Source organism: Hoeflea sp. CAU 1731, assembly GCF_039888615.1.
GTDB lineage: Bacteria > Pseudomonadota > Alphaproteobacteria > Rhizobiales > Rhizobiaceae > Flavimaribacter.
This window is the reverse complement of sequence record NZ_JBDQQS010000015.1, coordinates 87254-105028: the sequence shown is the minus strand read 5'-3', so window position 1 is coordinate 105028 and position 17775 is coordinate 87254. Positions and strand designations below refer to the sequence as shown.

The following is a 17775-nucleotide window of genomic DNA, read 5'->3' as shown; positions in this document are numbered from 1 at the left end:
AAATGAAAGATATGTATGACGCCGGAGAATCTTGACAGCCGCGATAGCCAGATCCTGAGGCTGCTTCAACAGGATGGCCGCATGTCGAACCAGGTGCTCGCCGAGAAAGTCGGCCTGTCGGCATCGGTCTGCTGGCGGCGCGTCAATGCGCTGGAAAAGGCGGGGCTCATCGAGCGCTACGCAGCTGTTGTCGACAGCGCAAAAGCCGGCTGGGGGTTCCAGGCCGTCGTGCATATCAGCCTCGCCCGACAGGACAGCAACCATGTGGAGGATTTCATCGCCAGGGTCATGGCGCGCGAGGAGGTTCTTGAGTGTCTCTCGACCACCGGCGACGCCGACTACCACCTGAAGGTGATCTGCCGGAACCTCGACGCCTATAACAGCTTTCTCGAAACGTTCCTGTTTCGCATTCCGGGGATCGCCCACGTCAAGACCAATGTGGTGCTGAAGGAAATCAAAAAGGCCTCCTACATTCCGGTTTAGTTCGTTTGCGCGTCGCTGTATGGTTGCGCCGTTTCATTTCTCAGGCATGACAGTCGATGACCCCCAAGGCGCGCACGCTTCTGTTTCTTCTCGCGGCCACCGCGTCCGGGATGTGCCTGTGGTTCATGACGGCGGCGATCCTGCCTGAGATTTCCGCCGAGGTCGGGCTGACGAAGGCCCGGCAATCACTGCTTTCGAGCGCCGTCCAGGCTGGATTTGTCATAGGCGCCCTCACGATCGCCGTCTCGGGGCTCGCCGACCGGCTGGATCCGCGCAAGCTGCTGGCGACCTGCGCGGTCGCGACGGCCGGCGCCAATGCGCTTCTGCTGCTCATCCCGATTGATGGGTTCGGCGCGGTCCTGCTGCGCTTTGCAACCGGCGCGCTGATGGCGGGCGTCTATCCGGTCGGCATGAAAATCACTGTCGGATGGGGTTTGCGGGACAGAGGCCTGCTGGTCGGGATTCTCGTCGGCATGCTGACGCTGGGGAAATCGGTTCCCTACGGACTTGCCTTTCTCGGCGGGGCTGACTGGCGCATGGCGCTCGGCGCCGGCTCGCTGGTTGCCGCGGCCGGCGGATGCCTGGTGCTGATTTCAGAGCTTGGCCCCTATCATCGCCGCGCGCCGGCCTTTCGTCCGGAGGCCATCAGGCTGGCGTGGACGGATGCGCGCGTGCGCTCGGCCTATCTCGGCTATTTCGGCCACATGTGGGAACTCTATGTCCTGTGGGCCTGGGGCGCCGCGGCGGCGGCAGCCTCCTATGCGCTCACGCTCGATCCTGAAGCGGCGCGCAGCCTGGGCAAGCTGACGGCCTTCGTGTCTATCGCGGCGGGCGCTCCGTTCTGCGTCATCGCCGGCCTTTATGCGGACAGGATCGGCAAGGCGCGGGTCGCGATCATCGCCATGATCGCCAGTGGATCGCTCGCCATCCTTACAGCGTTCAGTTTTGGCGGGCCTCCGGCGCTGACGTTTGCGCTTTTCGTGCTGTGGGGCATCGCTGTGATCCCGGACTCGGCGCAGTTTTCGGCGCTGGTCGCGGATTTCGTCCCGCCCGAATGGGCCGGCAGCCTGCTGACGCTGCAAACGGCTCTCGGTTTCCTGCTGACCGTGGCGACCGTGCAGATTACGCCGCTATTCGCGGCCGCGTTCGGCTGGCCGACGCTGCTGGCGTGCCTCGCAATCGGTCCGTTTCTCGGCGTGCTCGCCATGCGGCCGCTGGTCAGACTGTTCAATGCGGAAAGGGAAATCGGCTAATCCCGGGCGGCGCCGTCCGGAGCCGCTCGCCCGGCGTTGCGCGCGAGGTTGACGCATTCCTGCAGGAAAATCGGGCCGAAGGCGAACAGCGGGGCGATACGGTAGGCGTAGTCCGGGATTTCGAACACCGGCGACACCAGGCCCAGAAATCCCCATACATTCCAGAGCTGGATATATACGAACACGCACAGCGCCATCGTCGCGACCCCGGTGATTATCTTGCCGGTTCTCCTGAAGCTGTCCGACGCGGCGTCTGTGAGGATCGTGATGGAGATATGCCGATTTCTACGATGCAGCACGACGGCCATCATGAAGGTGATCCAGACGAGGGCGAATTTGGTCAGTTCGTCGAGACCGATGATCGATTTCGAAAAAGCATAGCGCGAGATGACCTGCCAGAAGACCCCGGCGACAAGGGCGACCAGCAGCGCCTGCGACAGGCGCAGGTAAATCCTTGAGAGGATATCGAGAAATGCGTCGAGTGATCTCATCATGACGGTGTCGCGGGCCGGAAGTCGGCGATTTCCAGCCCGCTTTCTTCCTACTGTATGGCCTGGACCTTTTCCATCAGTCCCTTGCTCCACAAGCCTTCGTCCTCCTGCTCGGCGACGGCCTCCTGGAGCTTGTCCTGGAAAGGCTTCACATTGATCATGATCACGGAGCCGCCGTCGCCAAGGATGGACTGGACGACGGATTCCGCGCTCTCGTCGGCGAGGCCTCGGGAGAAGTCCGCGGCCTTTGCGGCCGCCTCCTCTAGCGCCGCCTTCTGTTCATCCGTCAGGCCCTGAAACTTCGCTTCGTTCATGGCCAGGGTAATCGATGCGAAGACATGGTCCGTTCGCGTGACATAGGGCGCCGCCAGGTGAAATTTCTGGCTGACGACGGAATCGAAGGGCGACTCCATCGCGTCGACGACGCCGGTCTTGAGCGCCTGGAAGGATTCGCCCCAGGGAACGGAGGCGGGATTGGCGCCGACCGTTTCCCATGTCTTGATGTAGGAGGGAATTCCAGGAACCCTGAATTTCAGGCCCACGACGTCGTCGGGCGTGAAGACCGGTTTCGTCGACACGACCACCCGCGGCAGTTTCGCCCATTTGACGGACAAAAGCCGCAGCCCGAATTTCTTGCGCAGATCCTCCGCCATGTCCGTCTGCAGTTCGGAATCCAGAAACGCCTCGAAATGATCCTCGTCGCGGAAGGCGAACCCCCAGGAGACGATGTTGTAGTCTTTCACGAAGTTTCCGTAGTTGGAAATGTCCTCGACGACGAGGTCGATGATTCCCGCCTGAGTCTGCTGGATCGCCTCCTTGCCTTTGCCAAGCTGGCCGGACGGGAAGACCTGCACGTCGAGCGCGCCGTTTGACAGACTGTTGGCGTCTTCGGCGAACCGACTGGCGGTCTGGCAGGTTGGGTTTGTCGGCGCCGACGGGCAGGCGAGGCGCAGCACGGTCTGCGCGCTGGCTGTCGCGAGCGGCGCAATTGCGGCGGCGGCGAATACCGCCGCGGCGGTCATTGTCTTCATCATCTGGGTTTCTCCTCCTTTGATGTTTCTTGCAGTCAAACCCCGCCGAACAGCAGTTCGGTGGGAAAAAGCACGAGCGCCGGAACGTAGGTGATCAGCAGCAGCACCAGCAGAATCGGTATGAGGAACGGCAGGATCGCACGCGCCGTCTCGGCGAACCGGATTTCCGCGATTTCGGTGACGATATACAGCGCCCATCCGACCGGCGGGGTTATCAGGCCGACCGTCAGGTTGAGCACGACGACGACGCCCAGATGCACCGGGTCGACGCCCAGAGACGTCGCCATGCCGATGAGCGTGGGCGTGAAAATGATGAGGATCGACGTCAGGCTCATGAACGTGCCGAGGATCAGCAAGAGCACGTTGATCGTCGCCAGGAACGCGATTTCTCCATATCCCGAACCAGCAAATATGGCGCTGAGCGTCTCCGGAATCCGCTCGGTTGTCACCAGCCAGCCAAAAAGCGTCGACATGGCCAGAATGAACAGGATCTGCGTCGAGGTGATGAGGGTTTCGGTCAGCATCGGCGCGAGATTGCCAAGCCGCAGATCGCCGAGGACGACCGATACGGTGAGCGCGTAGACGACGGCGACCACGCCGGCCTCGGTCGGCGTGACGAGACCGAAAACCAGTCCGGCCAGAATGACGACCGGGGTGAGCAGCGGCAGAATGTTGCGGCCGGCGCTCCTCATGATTTCGCGCAGGCTCGCCCGCTTGCCTGGCGACACGTAATGGCCGCCGGCGAAATAGACATAGACCATCATGAAGACGCCGAGCATGACGCCGGGAATGAGGCCGCCGAGGAACAGGGCCGGGATCGAGACATCCGTCATTGTCCCGTAAAGGACCATCAGGATCGACGGCGGAATGATCGGTCCGATGCAACTCGATGCAGCGGTGACGGCCGCCGAGAACGGCTTCGGATAGCCGGCTTCTGTCATCGCCCGGATCTCGATCCTGCCGAGGCCGGCCGTGTCGGCGACGGCCGATCCGGAAATACCGGCGAAGAACATGCTCGACACGATGTTCACATGCGCCAGTCCGCCGCGGACATGGCCGACCAGAAGATTGGCGAACTCGAAAATCCGCTTGGTGACGCCGCCGGAATTCATGATTTCGCCGGCAAGCACGAAGAACGGTATGGCGAGCAGCGTGATGCCGCCGAGACTGTCCACCATCGAGAAGATCAGAACTGTCGCGGGAATGTCTGAAAAGAACATGTAGATCATCGACGCGACGCCCATCGCGAGCGCGACCGGCGCGCCGAGAAGCATCAGGATCGTGAAGCTGATGAAAAGAGCCGCGAGCGCCATTCAATTCCCCAGAAATGCGTTTTGTCGGCGAAGCGCGTCCTGCAACTCGGGAACCGAAACGTCTCGAAACGCGCCGGCGTGCCGGCTCGCCGCAATATGCGCCGCGATGCCGACGGCGTGTCCCATCGCCATCGCGTTTGGCATGACGCGCAGCGCGGCGAAGGCTTCGCGTTCCGCCGATATTCCGCGACCGGCCGCCGCGACGTTGCAAAGACCGGCTGGAAGCATCGAACGGTAGGGTATCCGGTAGAAGTGATCTTCCCCGAACTCCTCGAAGGTCAGCTCCGCGGAATCGCCATGGTGGATATCGACCGGATAGGCGCCGCAGGCTACCGTATCGGTGAAGCTTGCCCCCTGGCGCAGTTCCTCGACCGTCAGCACGTGGTCGCCGGCCATTCTGCGGGTGTCCCGAATGCCGAGAATCGGCGCGATCTGGTTCAGCCGCGCGTGCTCGCAACCGGGCAGCGCGCTGCGCAGAAACCGCGAGATCCGCAGCGCCTGTCGGCGTCCCTCCATTTCGCCGGCGCTCAGGGAAAACGGGTCCGACGGGTCGACGACGACGCGTGAAATATTGAACCAGGCGACATCGCTGCCGGGAACCCTGGAATGATGCAGGGCGGCCCGCGTCAGATCGCCCGCCGCAAGGCCCTGCGCGATGATCGCGGTTTTTTCGTCGCGGGTCACGCCGTTCAGGCGTTCGAAGTCAACCGGGGCCATGGAGAACATCATCGTCGCCGGCTGCCGGCTTGCGCCGTCATCGGGCAGGAATTCCGACCCCGAACCGTCCAGCAGGGCCATGTCGCCCGAGGCGTCGACGAAAGCGGCCGCGCGAACGTTCATCACGCCGCCCGGGACGGCGAGGTGCACGGAACGGACCGAGTCCTGTTCCTTCGAGACCGCCGCCAGCATCGAATGAAAGACCACCGACGCGCCGGCGTCCGTCGTCATCCGGTCGAGGACGATCTTGAGCAAGTCCGCGTCATACTCGATCCGGTCCATGATATTGCCGGTCGACATGACGAAGCGGCCCATGTCGCCGGCGCCGCTTTCCTTCCTGAGAACGTCGATCACCTCGTCGGCAAGGCCACGCACGACCTGGCGGCCGGCGCGGGTGGACCAGCCGACGAACTGCGAGACCGAACCGGCCGTCGCCGCGCCGCCGAGGAATCCGGATTTTTCCGCCAGCAGAACCCGCGCGCCGCTTCTGGACGCCGCGATCGCAGCCATGCAGCCGGCCATGCCGCCGCCCAGAACGAAGACGTCACACTCGTATCGACTGCTCTGCATAGTCCTCCCCCGACAGCGGTTGGCTCCCGGCGTCAGAAAATTGGACCGGAAGCCTCGCGTCAATTAACATTCGTTGCCGCCATGTTAGCAGAATGCTAATCACGTCCGCATCGAGGAGTGGATCCATGCTGAGCCTGAGACAGATCGAAGTGTTGCGCGCGGTGATGCTTACGGGATCGATCACGGGAGCTGCGAAAATGCTGCACGTATCGACGCCGAGCGTCAGCCGCATGCTCAGACACAGCGAGAGCGTCGTCGGCATCCCATTTTTCGACCGCGGGCCGCATGGGTTCGTCCCCACTCCAGAGGCGGCGACGCTGATGGATGACCTCGAGGCGATCCACGACAGAGTGGTGCGGCTCAATCGGCGGCTCGCCGTCGCCAGAGGCCAGCAAGAAGGGGAACTGTCTATCGGCGTTTCGCCCGGTCTCGGGCTGTCCATCGTTCCCCATGCGCTGGCTTCGCTGCACGCGGAAAAACCGGACATCGATTTGTCGCTCGACGTCCTCTACATCGAGGAGATCGTGCCGCAACTGCTGATCCAGCAGGTGGATCTGGCGCTGACGATCTACGACATCGACGATCCGAGAATAATAAGCCGGAGGCTGGGCGAGGGGCGGCTGATCTGCCTGACGCCGAAAACCCACCCGCTGGCCGGACGCCGCGCCGTGTCTGTGAGAGAACTCGCCGGGGAACCGTTCGTCGGATTTCACGGACACCAGTTCCAGCAGAAGATGATTGAGGAACTGTGCCAGAAGAGCAACGTGATTATCGACCCGCTGATACGGGTCCGGCTGACCGTATCGGCGCTGGCGATGGTGCGTCACGGGCTGGGGATTACTCTCCTCGACAGCCTGACGGCGCACGGAGCCGAGGATTACGGCGTATGCCCGGTGCCGCTCGAGGAGGAGGTCGCCTTCCCTCTCAACCTGTTCTACAACCCGTCTGCGCCGCTGTCGCAGATCGCCGAAGTGTTCGCAGGAATGGTGGAGGGCCAGATCAGAGAAATAGAGTCAGTCAGATGACTTAGTTCATTTTCAGGTCACCGGGACGACGTCGACCGACTGGGTCGTCTTGTGGTCTCCGTAACTGCGCATGACGCCACGCACCGGTGCGATATCGGAATAATCGCGTCCCCGGGCGATCACCACGTGATCGGTGTTCGCAGCGATCGCATTGGTCGGATCGTATTCGACCCAGCCGATTTCGCAGCCGCACCAGGCGCGCACCCAGGCGTGCATGGCGTCTGCGCCTTCCATGCGGGGCTGCCCGGGTGGGGGGATGGTTCTCAGGAAGCCGCTGACATAGCCGGCCGGAATTCCGATGCCGCGAAGGCAGGAAATCATGATGTGGGTGAAATCCTGGCAGACGCCGTTGCGGGCGTGAAACGCCTCCAGCATCGGCGTGTCGACGGTCGTGGCCTCCGGGTCGAACCGCATGTCGCGATGCAGCGCCGATCCAATCGCATGCACGGCCTTCAGAGTATTCGGATCGCCGCCTGCAGCCTCACGCGCATAGCAACGCGTCGCCTCGTCGATGACGACGCGTGGCGAGGGGCCGATGAAATTATGCGGCGACCAGGGTTCAAGCCGCGTCTGCGCCGCAATGTCGCGGCCGAGTTCGGAGAGGCGGGGCGACATGTCGAACAGCGGGCTCGTCTCGAACATCTCGACCCTCGACTGGACCGTGAAGGCGATTTCATGATGCGCTTCGGTGAAGGCCAGTTCGATGAAGTTGTTTCCGAAATAGTCGAACCGGTTGATCCATTCTCCAGGCTTCGGCTGAACGGTGAGATTGGCTGCGACCGGCCGCTGCTTTCCCGGCAGGTCGGCCGGATAGAGCCGCACCATGTGCCGGCTGGAATCCGCGTCATGATCGTAGACATATTCGATGCGGAGCGTGATGTCGTAGAACATGGCCTACCTCAGATAGGCCGCGGCCAGATGCTCGGAAATGGCCGTCACCTTCTGTCCGAGTTCGAGCAATTCGTCCGTGCCAACCGTCTCGGTCGTCTTCAGTGAAAGGCTGGTCTGCGCCTCGAGCACCGAGCGCTGCAAGGGGGTCAGCCGCTGGTGCGGATCGACGCCCGGCAGGAAGCCGATATGGGTGCTGATATCGTTCAACTGGTAGATGACGGAGCGCGGATTGAGCGGGTCGAGGGCCAGAAGATCGACGACCGTCGACCGGTTTATCGCCACCGCGTAACGTCGCCGGTGAGTCATGGAGCTGTCGGCGATCTCGATGGCGAGGTCTAGTCCGCCTTCAGGCGCCTCCTCGTCGGCGAACCATGCGAGCGCGGCGAGCAGCGCGCCCGCCCGTTCGAGTGAGCGGCCGATGCTCAGAAAACGCCATCCGGTAAATCGGTACATGTTCTCGTGGACAAGCCCGGAGAAGCCGGAAAGCTTGTGCAGCAGAACGCTCATGGAGCCGGCCATGTCGGCGCCGGGCAGCGAGTTTCTCTGCATGTCCTCGACTGCGCGCGTCAGATCGTCGAGGGCCGTCCAACCGTCGACTGAAAACCGGTCGCGCACATTGCCGGCGGCGTGCGAGGCGGATTGCAGCGTGGCGACGACGCCCTTGGGAAAAGGGGTGTCCGGATCGGAGCCCATGCCCTTGAGGTAGTCCTGCAAGGACTGAAGCAACGGCGTGCCTGCGCCCTGCGTTTCCGACAATCGCACGTGGTAGGCCCTGAAAAGACGGATCATGTTTTCCGCCCGCTCCACATAGCGCCCCAACCAGAAGAGATTGTCTGCGGCGCGGCTCGGAAGCGCGCTGGTCTGCTTGCGCATGAACGACGCCGCCGTCGGCGACAGCATCGTGTCCGGGGAAACCGGGTTCTTCGAGACGATCCAGACATCGGCCGCCGAGCCACCCTTCTGCATGGCGAGCGCCGCGCTGCGGTCCGATTTGCCGATACGGGCGAAACCGCCCGGCATGACCTGCCAGCCGTCGGCCGTCCGCATCAGAAAAACCCGCAGGCTCATAGGCCGCGGCGTCAGTGTACCGTCCTGAAAGGCGGGTGTTGTCGACAGCATGACGGCTTCCTGCCCGACAAGCTGTCCGGCGCCCTGGTCTATCCAGTCCTCCAGCGACTGCCCGATCTCGCGGTTGAATGCGCCGCCGACGGCCGAGACATCGTCGAAATCCGAAAGAAGCCGGGTTGCAAATGCGTTGCCGATGGTCATGGCGGAGGCATGCGCCTTGACGTAGTCGCGTTCGGCTTTCTGGCCGCACCACCATGTCGCAATATTCGGGATCGACAGCGCTTCGCCGTTGATCGCCCTGCTGATGCGCGGCAGGAAGGCGAGGAACGCCCGGGTTTCGAGAATGCCGGAGCCGAGCGCATTGACCATTGTGACATTGCCGGAGCGGATCGCGCCGAGCAGTCCCGGCGTGCCGATGCGCGAATTCTCGTCCAGTTCCAGGGGATCGGCCCAGACAGCGTCGAGGCGTCGCCACAACACGCTGACCGGCCTGAGGCCGGCGACCGTCCGCACCATCAGTTCGCCATTGGTCACGGTCAGATCTTCGCCCTCCAGCAGCATGAAGCCGAGATAACGGGCGATATAGGCGTGTTCGAAATAGGTGTCGTTCATCAGGCCGGGCGTCAGGATGCCGACCCGGCCTTCATCGCCGCCGCGCAACGCCAGCATGCTGTCGCGAAAGGTGCGGAAGAAACCGGCGACGCGATGGATATGCGAATTGGCGTAGGTTTCGGCGAAGACCCGGGTCGTGGCGATCCGGTTTTCCAGCGCGAAACCGGCGCCGGACGGCGCCTGCGTGCGATCTCCGATCACCCACCACTGACCCTGGGGCCCGCGGCCGATATCGAAGGCAAGAAAATGCAGGAAATGGCCGGAGCGCGGCTCGACGCCGACCAGCGGTCTCAGCCATTCCGGATTGTTGGCGACCAGTTCGGCGGGAATATGGCCATCCGCCACCAGACGATTGTCGCCGTAAATGTCTGCGATCACCTTTTCCAGCAGGTCGGCTCTCTGGATCAGCCCGGCGCTGATTGTCGTCCACTCGTCCTCGTCGATCAGCACCGGCATGTGGCTGAGCGGCCAGTTGCGTTCGGAGACCTTGTCGGCGTCGTATTGGCGGTAGAAAACGCCGGCGTCGCGCAGATACTGGTCACCGCGCGCCATCCGGGAGGAGAGTTCGTCCGGGGTCATGTTCGACAGCGCGTCAAGCAGGTTCAGCCAGACAGGCCGGACGGCGCCGGCCTCGCTCATCAGTTCGTCAGGCACGCCGGGCATGGTCCGGTAGGCTGACACCAACCGTGCAATCGCATCTGGAATCGTCGCGGCGCCTTGAACGGGCATGAGATCAGAATCCGGGTGACCGCCGGAGGTCGAGTGTCAGAGGAAACTCTCCATGCGGCGTCTCCGGCTGCGGCGCATAGGCGCCCGGAGTATGGCCGAGCGCCTCGAAACGCGCAAGACGGCGCGCGTCGGCCTCGTTGCCGTTGACCGGAAACGTCTCGTAATTGCGGCCGCCCGGATGCGCCACGTGATAGACGCAACCACCGAGCGCCCGCCCCGTCCAGCTGTCGAAGATGTCGAATGTCAGCGGCGCATTGACGGGCAGCACCGGATGCAGGGACATGGCCGGCTGCCAGGCCTTGTAGCGGACGCCGCCCACGGCCACGCCGCCCGCGCCCGTCTTGCTCAATGGCACCGTCCGCCTGTTGCAGGCGACGATATAGCGGTCGGGATCCGTCGTCGTCAGCTTGACTTGAAGACGCTCCACCGAACTGTCGGTATAGCGCACGGTGCCGCCGATCGCTCCGGTCTCCCCCAGAACGTGCCAGGGCTCAAGCGCCTGCCGCAATTCCAGATGCACGCCCTCATATTCGACCTCGCCGCAGAAGGGGAAACGGAATTCGGCCTGCGCCTCGTACCATTCCGGCCGGAAGCGGAAACCGTGTTCGTCCAGATCCCTCAGCACGTCCAGAAAATCCTCCCAGACGAAATGCGGCAGCATGAAGCGATCATGCAGCACTGTGCCCCATCTCGTCAGCTTTCCGCCTATCGGGCTGTGCCACAGGCGCGCGATCAGAGCGCGTATCAGCACCTGCTGGGCCAGGCTCATGCGCGCATCCGGCGGCATCTCGAAACCGCGGAACTCGACAAGGCCCAACCGTCCGGTCGGCCCGTCCGGGGAGTAAAGCTTGTCGATGCAGATTTCGGCGCGATGGGTGTTTCCGGTCACATCGACCATGATGTTGCGCAGCAACCGGTCGACCAGCCAGGGAAGCGGCGCCGCGCCTTCGCCGGGCGCCGGTATCTGTGCAAGCGCGATCTCCAGTTCGTAGAGGCTGTCGTGGCGCGCCTCGTCGATCCGGGGCGCCTGGCTCGTCGGGCCGATGAACAGACCGGAAAAAAGATAGGAAAGGCTCGGGTGGCGCTGCCATTGCAAAATCAGGCTCTTGAGAAGATCGGGACGCCTCAGGAAAGGGCTGTCAATCGGCTTGCCGCCGCCGACGACGACGTGATTGCCGCCCCCGGTGCCGGTGTGCTTGCCGTCGATCATGTACTTGTCCGCCCCGAGGCGCGTTTGCCGCGCTTCCTCATAGATGGCTTCTGTAATCGAAACGCACTCGCTCCAGCTCTCGGCCGGGTGAATGTTGACTTCAATCACGCCCGGATCGGGCGCGACGCGAATGACGTTCATGCGCGGATCGCCGGGCGGCGCGTAGCCTTCGATATGAACGGGCATGCCGATCTTGCGGGCTGCGGCTTCCGCCGCCGCCACGAGTTCCAGGTAGTCGTCGACCTTTTCCACCGGCGGCATGAACACGCAGAGCCGTCCGTCGCGCGGTTCCACCGACATGGCCGTACGCACGGCGCCATCCAGATCGCCGATATGCTGTTCGACGATCTGCTGACCCGGTTCAATCGCGTTGAAGGAGGCCATGGGCTGGCCACGCGCGCCCTGATTGGCGGCGACGCCGTCCTGTGTCGAGAAATCGGGCAGCGGCCCGCGCTCTTCGGTCGGGTCGGCGGGATTGATGTAGGGAAACTGCGCCGGCGGAATGTAGGGCAGCGTTCCAAGCGGCAGCCGGTAGCCGACGGGACTGTCGCCCGGCACCAGATAAAGATGACCGCGGCGGGTCTTCCATTTTTCGGTCTGCCAGCGCGGCTCCCCGGCCTTGGCCTGCCAGCGCTGGATCGGAAGGACGTAACCGGAAGGCTCGGTGAGACCCCGCCCGAATACCCGCGCGATGCGATAGCGTTCTTCCGGATCCTTCAGCTTAGAGTTCTCGGGCGTCACGTTTTCCGGCAAATTGCCTTCCTTGACGATCCACTCCGCCGGATCCTCGAAGGCCGCGTCAACGAAGCTGTTGTCGACGCCGAGCTCGTCCGCGATGGTCTTCAACAGGATTTCCGCCTGCGCCGGCGTCGCCTTCGTTTCAGATGACTCGGCGGCGATCAGCGTTTCGTCGGACCAGATCGGCGTGTCGTCCTTGCGCCAGTAGAGCGAGAAGGTCCAGCGGGGCAGGGTTTCCCCGGGATACCATTTGCCCTGGCCATAATGCAGGAAACCGCCGGGCGCGAAACGGTCGCGCAGGCGGCGTATGAGCTTGTCGGCGAATTCGCGCTTGGTCGGTCCGACGGCTTCCGTGTTCCATTCGTCGGCTTCGAAATCGTCGATCGAGACGAAGGTCGGCTCGCCGCCCATGGTCAACCGCACGTCGCCGGCGGCGAGCGACTGGTCGACTTCATGCCCAAGCCGGTCGAGATCCGCCCAGGCTTCTTCCGAAAACGGCTTGGTGATGCGCGGATGTTCGGCCGTGCGCCTGATCTGCATATCGAAGTCGAAATCGACATCGGCGGCGCTCGCCATGCCGGATATCGGCGCGGCGTTGCGATAGTGCGGGGTGGCGGCCAGCGGTATGTGGCTCTCGCCGGTCAGAAGTCCGGAGGTCGGGTCGAGGCCGATCCAGCCGGCGCCGGGAATATAGACCTCGGTCCAGGCGTGCAGGTCGGTAAAGTCATGGTCGGTTCCCGCCGGCCCGTCGAGCGACACCAGATCCGGTTTGAGCTGGATGAGGTAGCCCGACACGAACCGCGCCGCAAATCCGAGATTGCGCAATATCTGGACGAGCAGCCAACTCGTGTCGCGGCAAGAGCCGGTTTTCCGCTCCAGGGTTTCTTCAGGAGTCTGGACGCCGGGCTCCATGCGGATGACGTAGCCGATGTCGCCTGCGAGTTGCGCATTGAGATTGACGATGAAATCGACTGTGCGATCGATCGAGCGGTCGATCGATTGCATGTAGTCGCCCAGAAGCGGTCCGACCGGTTCGGGCGTGCGATAGATCACGAGATCCGGAGACAGGTCCTCGCTGTAGTCGAAGGGCCATTCCTGGGAGCTTTCCTCGACGAAGAAATCGAACGGATTGTAGACCGTCATGTCGGCGACCAGATCAACCTCGATCTTGAATTCCCTGACCGGTTCGGGAAACACGAACCGCGCCATCCAGTTGCCGTACGGATCCTGCTGGTGATTTACAAAGTGCTTCGTCGGCGCGACCTTCAGCGAATGCGAGATGACCCGCGTTCGGCTGTGCGGCGCCGGGCGCAGACGGATTATCTGCGGGCCAAGCGTCACCGGACGGTCATAGCGGTAGTGGGTGAGATGATAGATTGAGGCTTTGATTGACATGTCGACTACTAGTGGTCCGATTCCGACATTTGCGTCTCGATGCGACTCGTCCTGGAGCAAATGTCGGAATCTTCAGGACCAATAGCTGGATTACATTTTCAGTGGAGCTTCAAATTTGACATTTGAAAACGAGTTCGCGTCTTGCGGGACCCACATTTCAAATTTGCTCCACCAGAAAATGCGTGTGGGCCGCAATGGTTTCACAAACGGCGGCGATGCACAAACAGTATTCGCGATTGTGGGATCGCCAGGAGCAGGAATGTCAATCTCATTGTTCGGTTCACCCGAAAACAGCTTCCAGCGCGCAGTCCCTGCAAGCCGGCTCACGCCGCTTGACAGAAGCAGGATTAGCGCTAACGGTGCTTGTTCCCGTCCTGGCCGGCTGACGTTCGTGAATTCCCGTGGAACGCCAAGTCAGGCGGTGGAGATGGCCTGAATCTCGAACCAACCAGCCAGGAGCCCGTCATGCCGAGACTTGCAACACTCTACTTCCAGACTGCAATCATCTTTCTTGTCGTCGGGCTCGTCATGGGATTGAAAATGGCGATATCCGGCAATCATGACGTCATCGGCGCCCACGCCCACGCAAATCTGCTCGGCTGGGTGACGATGGCGATTTTTGGCATCTATTTTGCGCTGGCGCCTGGCAAGGCGGAAGGGATGATGGCGCGCGTCCAGTACGCGATCTACACCTTCGGCGTCGTCGTCATGACGATCGCGCTCTATCTGTACCTGTCGGGCAATCCGGCGATGGAGCCGGTCGTCGCGGTTTCCTCGATCATCACCTTGATAGGCGTGTTGCTGTTCGCCTTCATTCTGTTCTCGGCGGACAGTCCGGCTGGTCGGGCCAACGCCTGATCCGGGATTCAGCGGCCTGCCGGCAGCGTTCCCTCGAGCTTGCAGATGATGCCGAGCATGATCTCGTCCGCGCCGCCGCCGATGGAACCAAGCCGGCCGTCGCGATAGGCGCGGCTCACCGGATTGTCGGCGGTGAAGCCCATGCCGCCCCAATATTGCAGGCAGGCGTCGGCGACTTCGCGATAGAGCCTGCCGCATTTCAGTTTCGCCATGGAGGCGAGCCGCGTGGCGTCATTGCCGTCGACATAATCCTCGATGGCGCGCCAGGTCAGCGCGCGCAGGCTCTCGACCTCGGTGCGCAGTTCGGCCAGCCGGAAGTGAACGACCTGGTTGTCGAGGACTGATTTGCCGAAGGCGCGTCGCTCGCGCGCATAGGCGATGGTTTCGTCGATCAGCCGGTCGAGCGACTTCAGGCTGGAGGCCGCCACCCACAGGCGCTCCTCCTGGAACTGCTGCATCTGCATGGTGAAGCCCATGCCTTCCTGGCCGATGCGGTTGCGCTTCGGCACGCGCACATCGTCGAAGAAGAGTTCGGCCGTATCGGATGAATGCATGCCGATCTTGTGGATTTTCTGTCGCGTGACGCCTTTCGAATCGAGCGGCACGATGATCAGCGACTTGTTGCGGTGCGCCGGGCCTTCGCCGGTGTTGGCGAGCAGGCAGCACCAGTCGGCCTGCATGCCGTTGGTGATCCACATCTTCGAGCCGTTGACGACATAGTCGTCGCCGTCCGGAACAGCCGTTGTCCTCAGCGCCGCGACGTCCGAGCCGCCGCCGGCTTCCGACACGCCGATGCAGCCGACCAGCTCGCCGGCGATGGAGGGCGTCAGCCACTCCTGCTTCAGCTCGTCCGATCCGAAGCGGTCGAGCGCCGGCGTGCACATATCCGTCTGGACGCCGATCGCCATCGGCACGCCGCCGCAATGCACTGCGCCGAGTTCTTCGGCCATCACCATGGAATAGGAAAAATCGAGCCCGAGGCCGCCGCAGGCGGTGTCGTATTTAACACCGAGAAGCCCAAGTTGACCCAGCTTGCCGAAGAGCTCGTGGGCGGGAAGCTGCTCCGCGTCCTCCCACGCGTCGACATGCGGATTGATCTCCGTCTCGACGAACCGGGCGACCGTCGCGCCCAGTTGTCGGTGCTCGTCCGTGAATTTCATTGGCCTTCCTCCCGGCGAAAGGAGAATTCCACTGATTTACCTTTACGTCAACGTCATTATTTTTCGCCGGCCTACTTGGCGCCGGACCGCGATGACGATTATATGCCGCCCGACAACACATCACCTCAGAGGAGACGACGAATGAGCATTTCCGATATCGCCGAGACCATTCGGCCGCGCGTGGAACAGGGTTCCTTCAGCAATGTCGTGAAATTCGACTGCGGCGACGATGGCGTTCTCGTCATCGACAACCAGACGGTCACCACGGAAGACAAGGAAGCCGATTGCACGATAGGCCTGAGCCTCGACGACCTGGAATCAATCGTCGCCGGAGACCTCGACGCGACGGCGGCCTTCATGCAGGGCAAGCTCAAGATCGAGGGCGACATGGGCGTCGCAATGAAGCTCAGCCAGGTTCTTTAAACCGGAATTGCTGACGAAAAAACGCCCCTGTCGTCGCCATGGCGGGCAGGGGCGAAGTCCGGGTCAGCGCGCCGCGGCGGCCAAGGGCTCTCCCGTTGGAATGCCCAGCCGTCCGATGATGTCGAAACGCGAAGCCGAAAGATCGGCGATCGTGTGTTTCGAAAGAGACATGAGAAAGGCGTTGAGCGCTTCCCGCCACGCCGAGTTCAGGGCGCAACTGTCAACCAGCGGACAATCGGAGTCCTCGTTTTCGAAACAATCGGCCATCGCGAAGCTGTCTTCCGTTTCACGCACCACGTCAAAGAGGGTGATCTCCTCGGCCGGACGCGCCAGCTTGATGCCGCCGTTTCTGCCGCGGACGGTTTCGATCAACTTCGCCCTGACCAGCGGTTTGAGGATCTTGAAGAGGAAGAGTTCCGACACGCCGTAAGCTTTCGCAATCTCCGGCACGCGGCTCAGTTCCATCGGATTGGCAGCGCAATACATCAGTATCCGGACTGCATAATTTGTCTGTTTGGTCACCCGCATGGGATTGCTCACCTGTCTCTAATTTAGAATCATTCTATTTATTTAGATTGCATGTGTCAAGTTTTAAGACGAACGAGTAATGCATAGCGGTATCCTCCCTGTGCGGTTTTTTGGTGTTCCGGGTCGAAATAACATGATTGTGATTATCTTGTTTCTATTGCAGTCAATATGGACACCCGCTATCATGTTTTAAAGTGAAAGAACCATCGAGGGGAAACGCCATGAAAAACAAGTTTAGCAAAACGGTGCTGTGCGCAGCCTTTGCAGTCGCCACTGCGGGCGTCGCCTTCGCAGATGAAGTCAATATCTACTCCTATCGCCAGCCGGACCTGATTGCGCCCCTGCTGGACGCTTTCACTGAGAAGACAGGCATCGAGACCAATGTTCTGTTTCTGGACAAGGGGCTGGTCGAGCGGATCAAGGCGGAAGGAGAAAACTCTCCGGCCGACGTCATTTTGACCGTCGACATCAGCCGTCTGAGCAACGCCAAGGACGAAGGGGTCACCGAAGCTGTCGAAAGCGATGACGTCAATTCGTCGATACCGGCCCAGTATCGTGACCCGGACGGCCACTGGTTCGGGGTAACCACGCGTGGGCGCGTGGTCTATGCCTCGAAGGACAGGGTCGCGCAGGACGCGATCACCTATGAAGATCTCGCCGATCCGATGTGGAAGGGCAAGATCTGTATCCGCAGTGGACAGCACATCTACAATATCGGCCTGATCGCCTCGATGATCGCGCATCATGGCGAAGCCGAAACCGAGGCGTGGCTGAAAGGCGTCAAGGAAAATCTGGCGCGCAAACCCACCGGCAATGACCGCGCCCAGGCGAAGGGCATCTATGCCGGTGAATGCGATCTCGGCGTCGGCAACACCTACTATGTCGGTCTGATGAAGACCAACGAAAAGGAGCCGGAACAGAAAGAGTGGGCTGATTCCATCAAGGTGCTTTTTCCGAACTCCGCAGACCGCGGATCGCACGTCAATATTTCCGGCATGGCGCTCGCCAAGAACGCTCCGAACAAGGACGCTGCGGTCCAGCTCATGGAGTTTCTGGCTAGTCCGGAAGGCCAGAAGATCTACGCCGAGCAGGTTTTCGAATATCCGGTCGCCGAAGGGGTCGAGCCGTCCGACATCGTCAAGTCGTTTGGAGACATCAAGCCAGACACGCTTCCGCTGGCAGACATTGCAATCCACCGCAAGACCGCGTCCGAACTGGTCGATAAGGTCGGATTCAACAACTGATTTCGAATATCAGCAAGTTCTGAAAGGCGGCCATTG

15 protein-coding genes are annotated in these 17775 nt (G+C 61.9%); 6 read left to right on the top strand and 9 right to left on the bottom strand.

Annotated features, from left to right (window positions below; all coding sequences use genetic code 11):
- Positions 1-15 precede the first annotated feature (15 nt).
- Complete coding sequence (locus tag AAFN47_RS21520; protein ID WP_499811320.1) at positions 16-483, top strand: Lrp/AsnC family transcriptional regulator; 468 nt, start codon at positions 16-18, stop codon at positions 481-483.
- Positions 484-539: 56 nt separating this feature from the next.
- Entirely contained in the window at positions 540-1736 is a 1197-nt protein-coding gene (locus tag AAFN47_RS21515) for an MFS transporter (protein WP_499811319.1), read from the top strand.
- Here the strand turns inward: AAFN47_RS21515 and AAFN47_RS21510 are convergent.
- From AAFN47_RS21510 to AAFN47_RS21495, 4 genes are read right to left on the bottom strand one after another with little or no spacing between them, the layout of a single operon-like run.
- Complete coding sequence (locus tag AAFN47_RS21510; RefSeq protein WP_499811318.1) at positions 1733-2230, bottom strand: TRAP transporter small permease; 498 nt, start codon at positions 2228-2230, stop codon at positions 1733-1735. The two genes, AAFN47_RS21515 and AAFN47_RS21510, sit on opposite strands and share 4 nt — an antisense overlap.
- Positions 2231-2277: 47 nt before the next feature.
- Positions 2278-3261 carry a TRAP transporter substrate-binding protein gene (locus AAFN47_RS21505; RefSeq protein WP_499811317.1) on the bottom strand — a complete coding sequence of 328 codons (984 nt, stop codon included), beginning with the start codon at positions 3259-3261 and terminating at the stop codon, positions 2278-2280.
- 32 nt (positions 3262-3293) lie between these two features.
- Positions 3294-4571 (bottom strand): TRAP transporter large permease, encoded by a 1278-nt coding sequence (locus AAFN47_RS21500; RefSeq protein ID WP_499811316.1) that lies wholly within the window; start codon positions 4569-4571, stop codon positions 3294-3296.
- Entirely contained in the window at positions 4572-5858 is a 1287-nt protein-coding gene (locus AAFN47_RS21495) for an FAD-dependent oxidoreductase (RefSeq protein WP_499811315.1), read from the bottom strand.
- A 125-nt stretch (positions 5859-5983) separates the two neighbouring features.
- Between AAFN47_RS21495 and AAFN47_RS21490 the strand changes: the two genes are divergently transcribed.
- Positions 5984-6883 carry a LysR family transcriptional regulator gene (locus AAFN47_RS21490; RefSeq protein WP_499811314.1) on the top strand — a complete coding sequence of 300 codons (900 nt, stop codon included), beginning with the start codon at positions 5984-5986 and terminating at the stop codon, positions 6881-6883.
- Between the two features lie 12 nt (positions 6884-6895).
- Here the strand turns inward: AAFN47_RS21490 and AAFN47_RS21485 are convergent, their stop codons facing one another.
- From AAFN47_RS21485 to AAFN47_RS21475, 3 genes are read right to left on the bottom strand one after another with little or no spacing between them, the layout of a single operon-like run.
- Positions 6896-7774 carry a transglutaminase family protein gene (locus AAFN47_RS21485; RefSeq protein WP_499811313.1) on the bottom strand — a complete coding sequence of 293 codons (879 nt, stop codon included), beginning with the start codon at positions 7772-7774 and terminating at the stop codon, positions 6896-6898.
- Positions 7775-7777: 3 nt separating this feature from the next.
- Entirely contained in the window at positions 7778-10183 is a 2406-nt protein-coding gene (locus AAFN47_RS21480) for a circularly permuted type 2 ATP-grasp protein (RefSeq protein WP_499811312.1), read from the bottom strand.
- 4 nt (positions 10184-10187) lie between these two features.
- Complete coding sequence (locus AAFN47_RS21475) at positions 10188-13526, bottom strand: transglutaminase family protein (RefSeq protein WP_499811311.1); 3339 nt, start codon at positions 13524-13526, stop codon at positions 10188-10190.
- A gap of 465 nt (positions 13527-13991) precedes the next feature.
- On the opposite strand from AAFN47_RS21475, the gene AAFN47_RS21470 reads away from it, so the two are divergent.
- A complete protein-coding gene (locus AAFN47_RS21470; protein ID WP_499811310.1) occupies positions 13992-14384 on the top strand; it encodes a hypothetical protein in 393 nt (130 codons plus the stop codon).
- Positions 14385-14392: 8 nt separating this feature from the next.
- Here AAFN47_RS21470 and AAFN47_RS21465 read toward each other — a convergent pair whose 3' ends face one another.
- The gene (locus AAFN47_RS21465) at positions 14393-15544 is read right to left on the bottom strand and encodes an acyl-CoA dehydrogenase family protein (protein WP_499811309.1); all 1152 of its coding nucleotides are present in this window, start codon (positions 15542-15544) and stop codon (positions 14393-14395) included.
- A 141-nt stretch (positions 15545-15685) separates the two neighbouring features.
- On the opposite strand from AAFN47_RS21465, the gene AAFN47_RS21460 reads away from it, so the two are divergent.
- Positions 15686-15967 carry an SCP2 sterol-binding domain-containing protein gene (locus AAFN47_RS21460; RefSeq protein WP_499811308.1) on the top strand — a complete coding sequence of 94 codons (282 nt, stop codon included), beginning with the start codon at positions 15686-15688 and terminating at the stop codon, positions 15965-15967.
- 63 nt (positions 15968-16030) lie between these two features.
- Here AAFN47_RS21460 and rirA read toward each other — a convergent pair whose 3' ends face one another.
- The gene (gene rirA, locus AAFN47_RS21455; protein ID WP_499811307.1) at positions 16031-16495 is read right to left on the bottom strand and encodes an iron-responsive transcriptional regulator RirA; all 465 of its coding nucleotides are present in this window, start codon (positions 16493-16495) and stop codon (positions 16031-16033) included.
- A gap of 221 nt (positions 16496-16716) precedes the next feature.
- Between rirA and AAFN47_RS21450 the strand changes: the two genes are divergently transcribed.
- On the top strand, positions 16717-17739 hold the full coding sequence (locus tag AAFN47_RS21450) for a Fe(3+) ABC transporter substrate-binding protein (protein ID WP_499811306.1): 1023 nt from the start codon (positions 16717-16719) through the stop codon (positions 17737-17739).
- Positions 17740-17775: the final 36 nt, after the last annotated feature.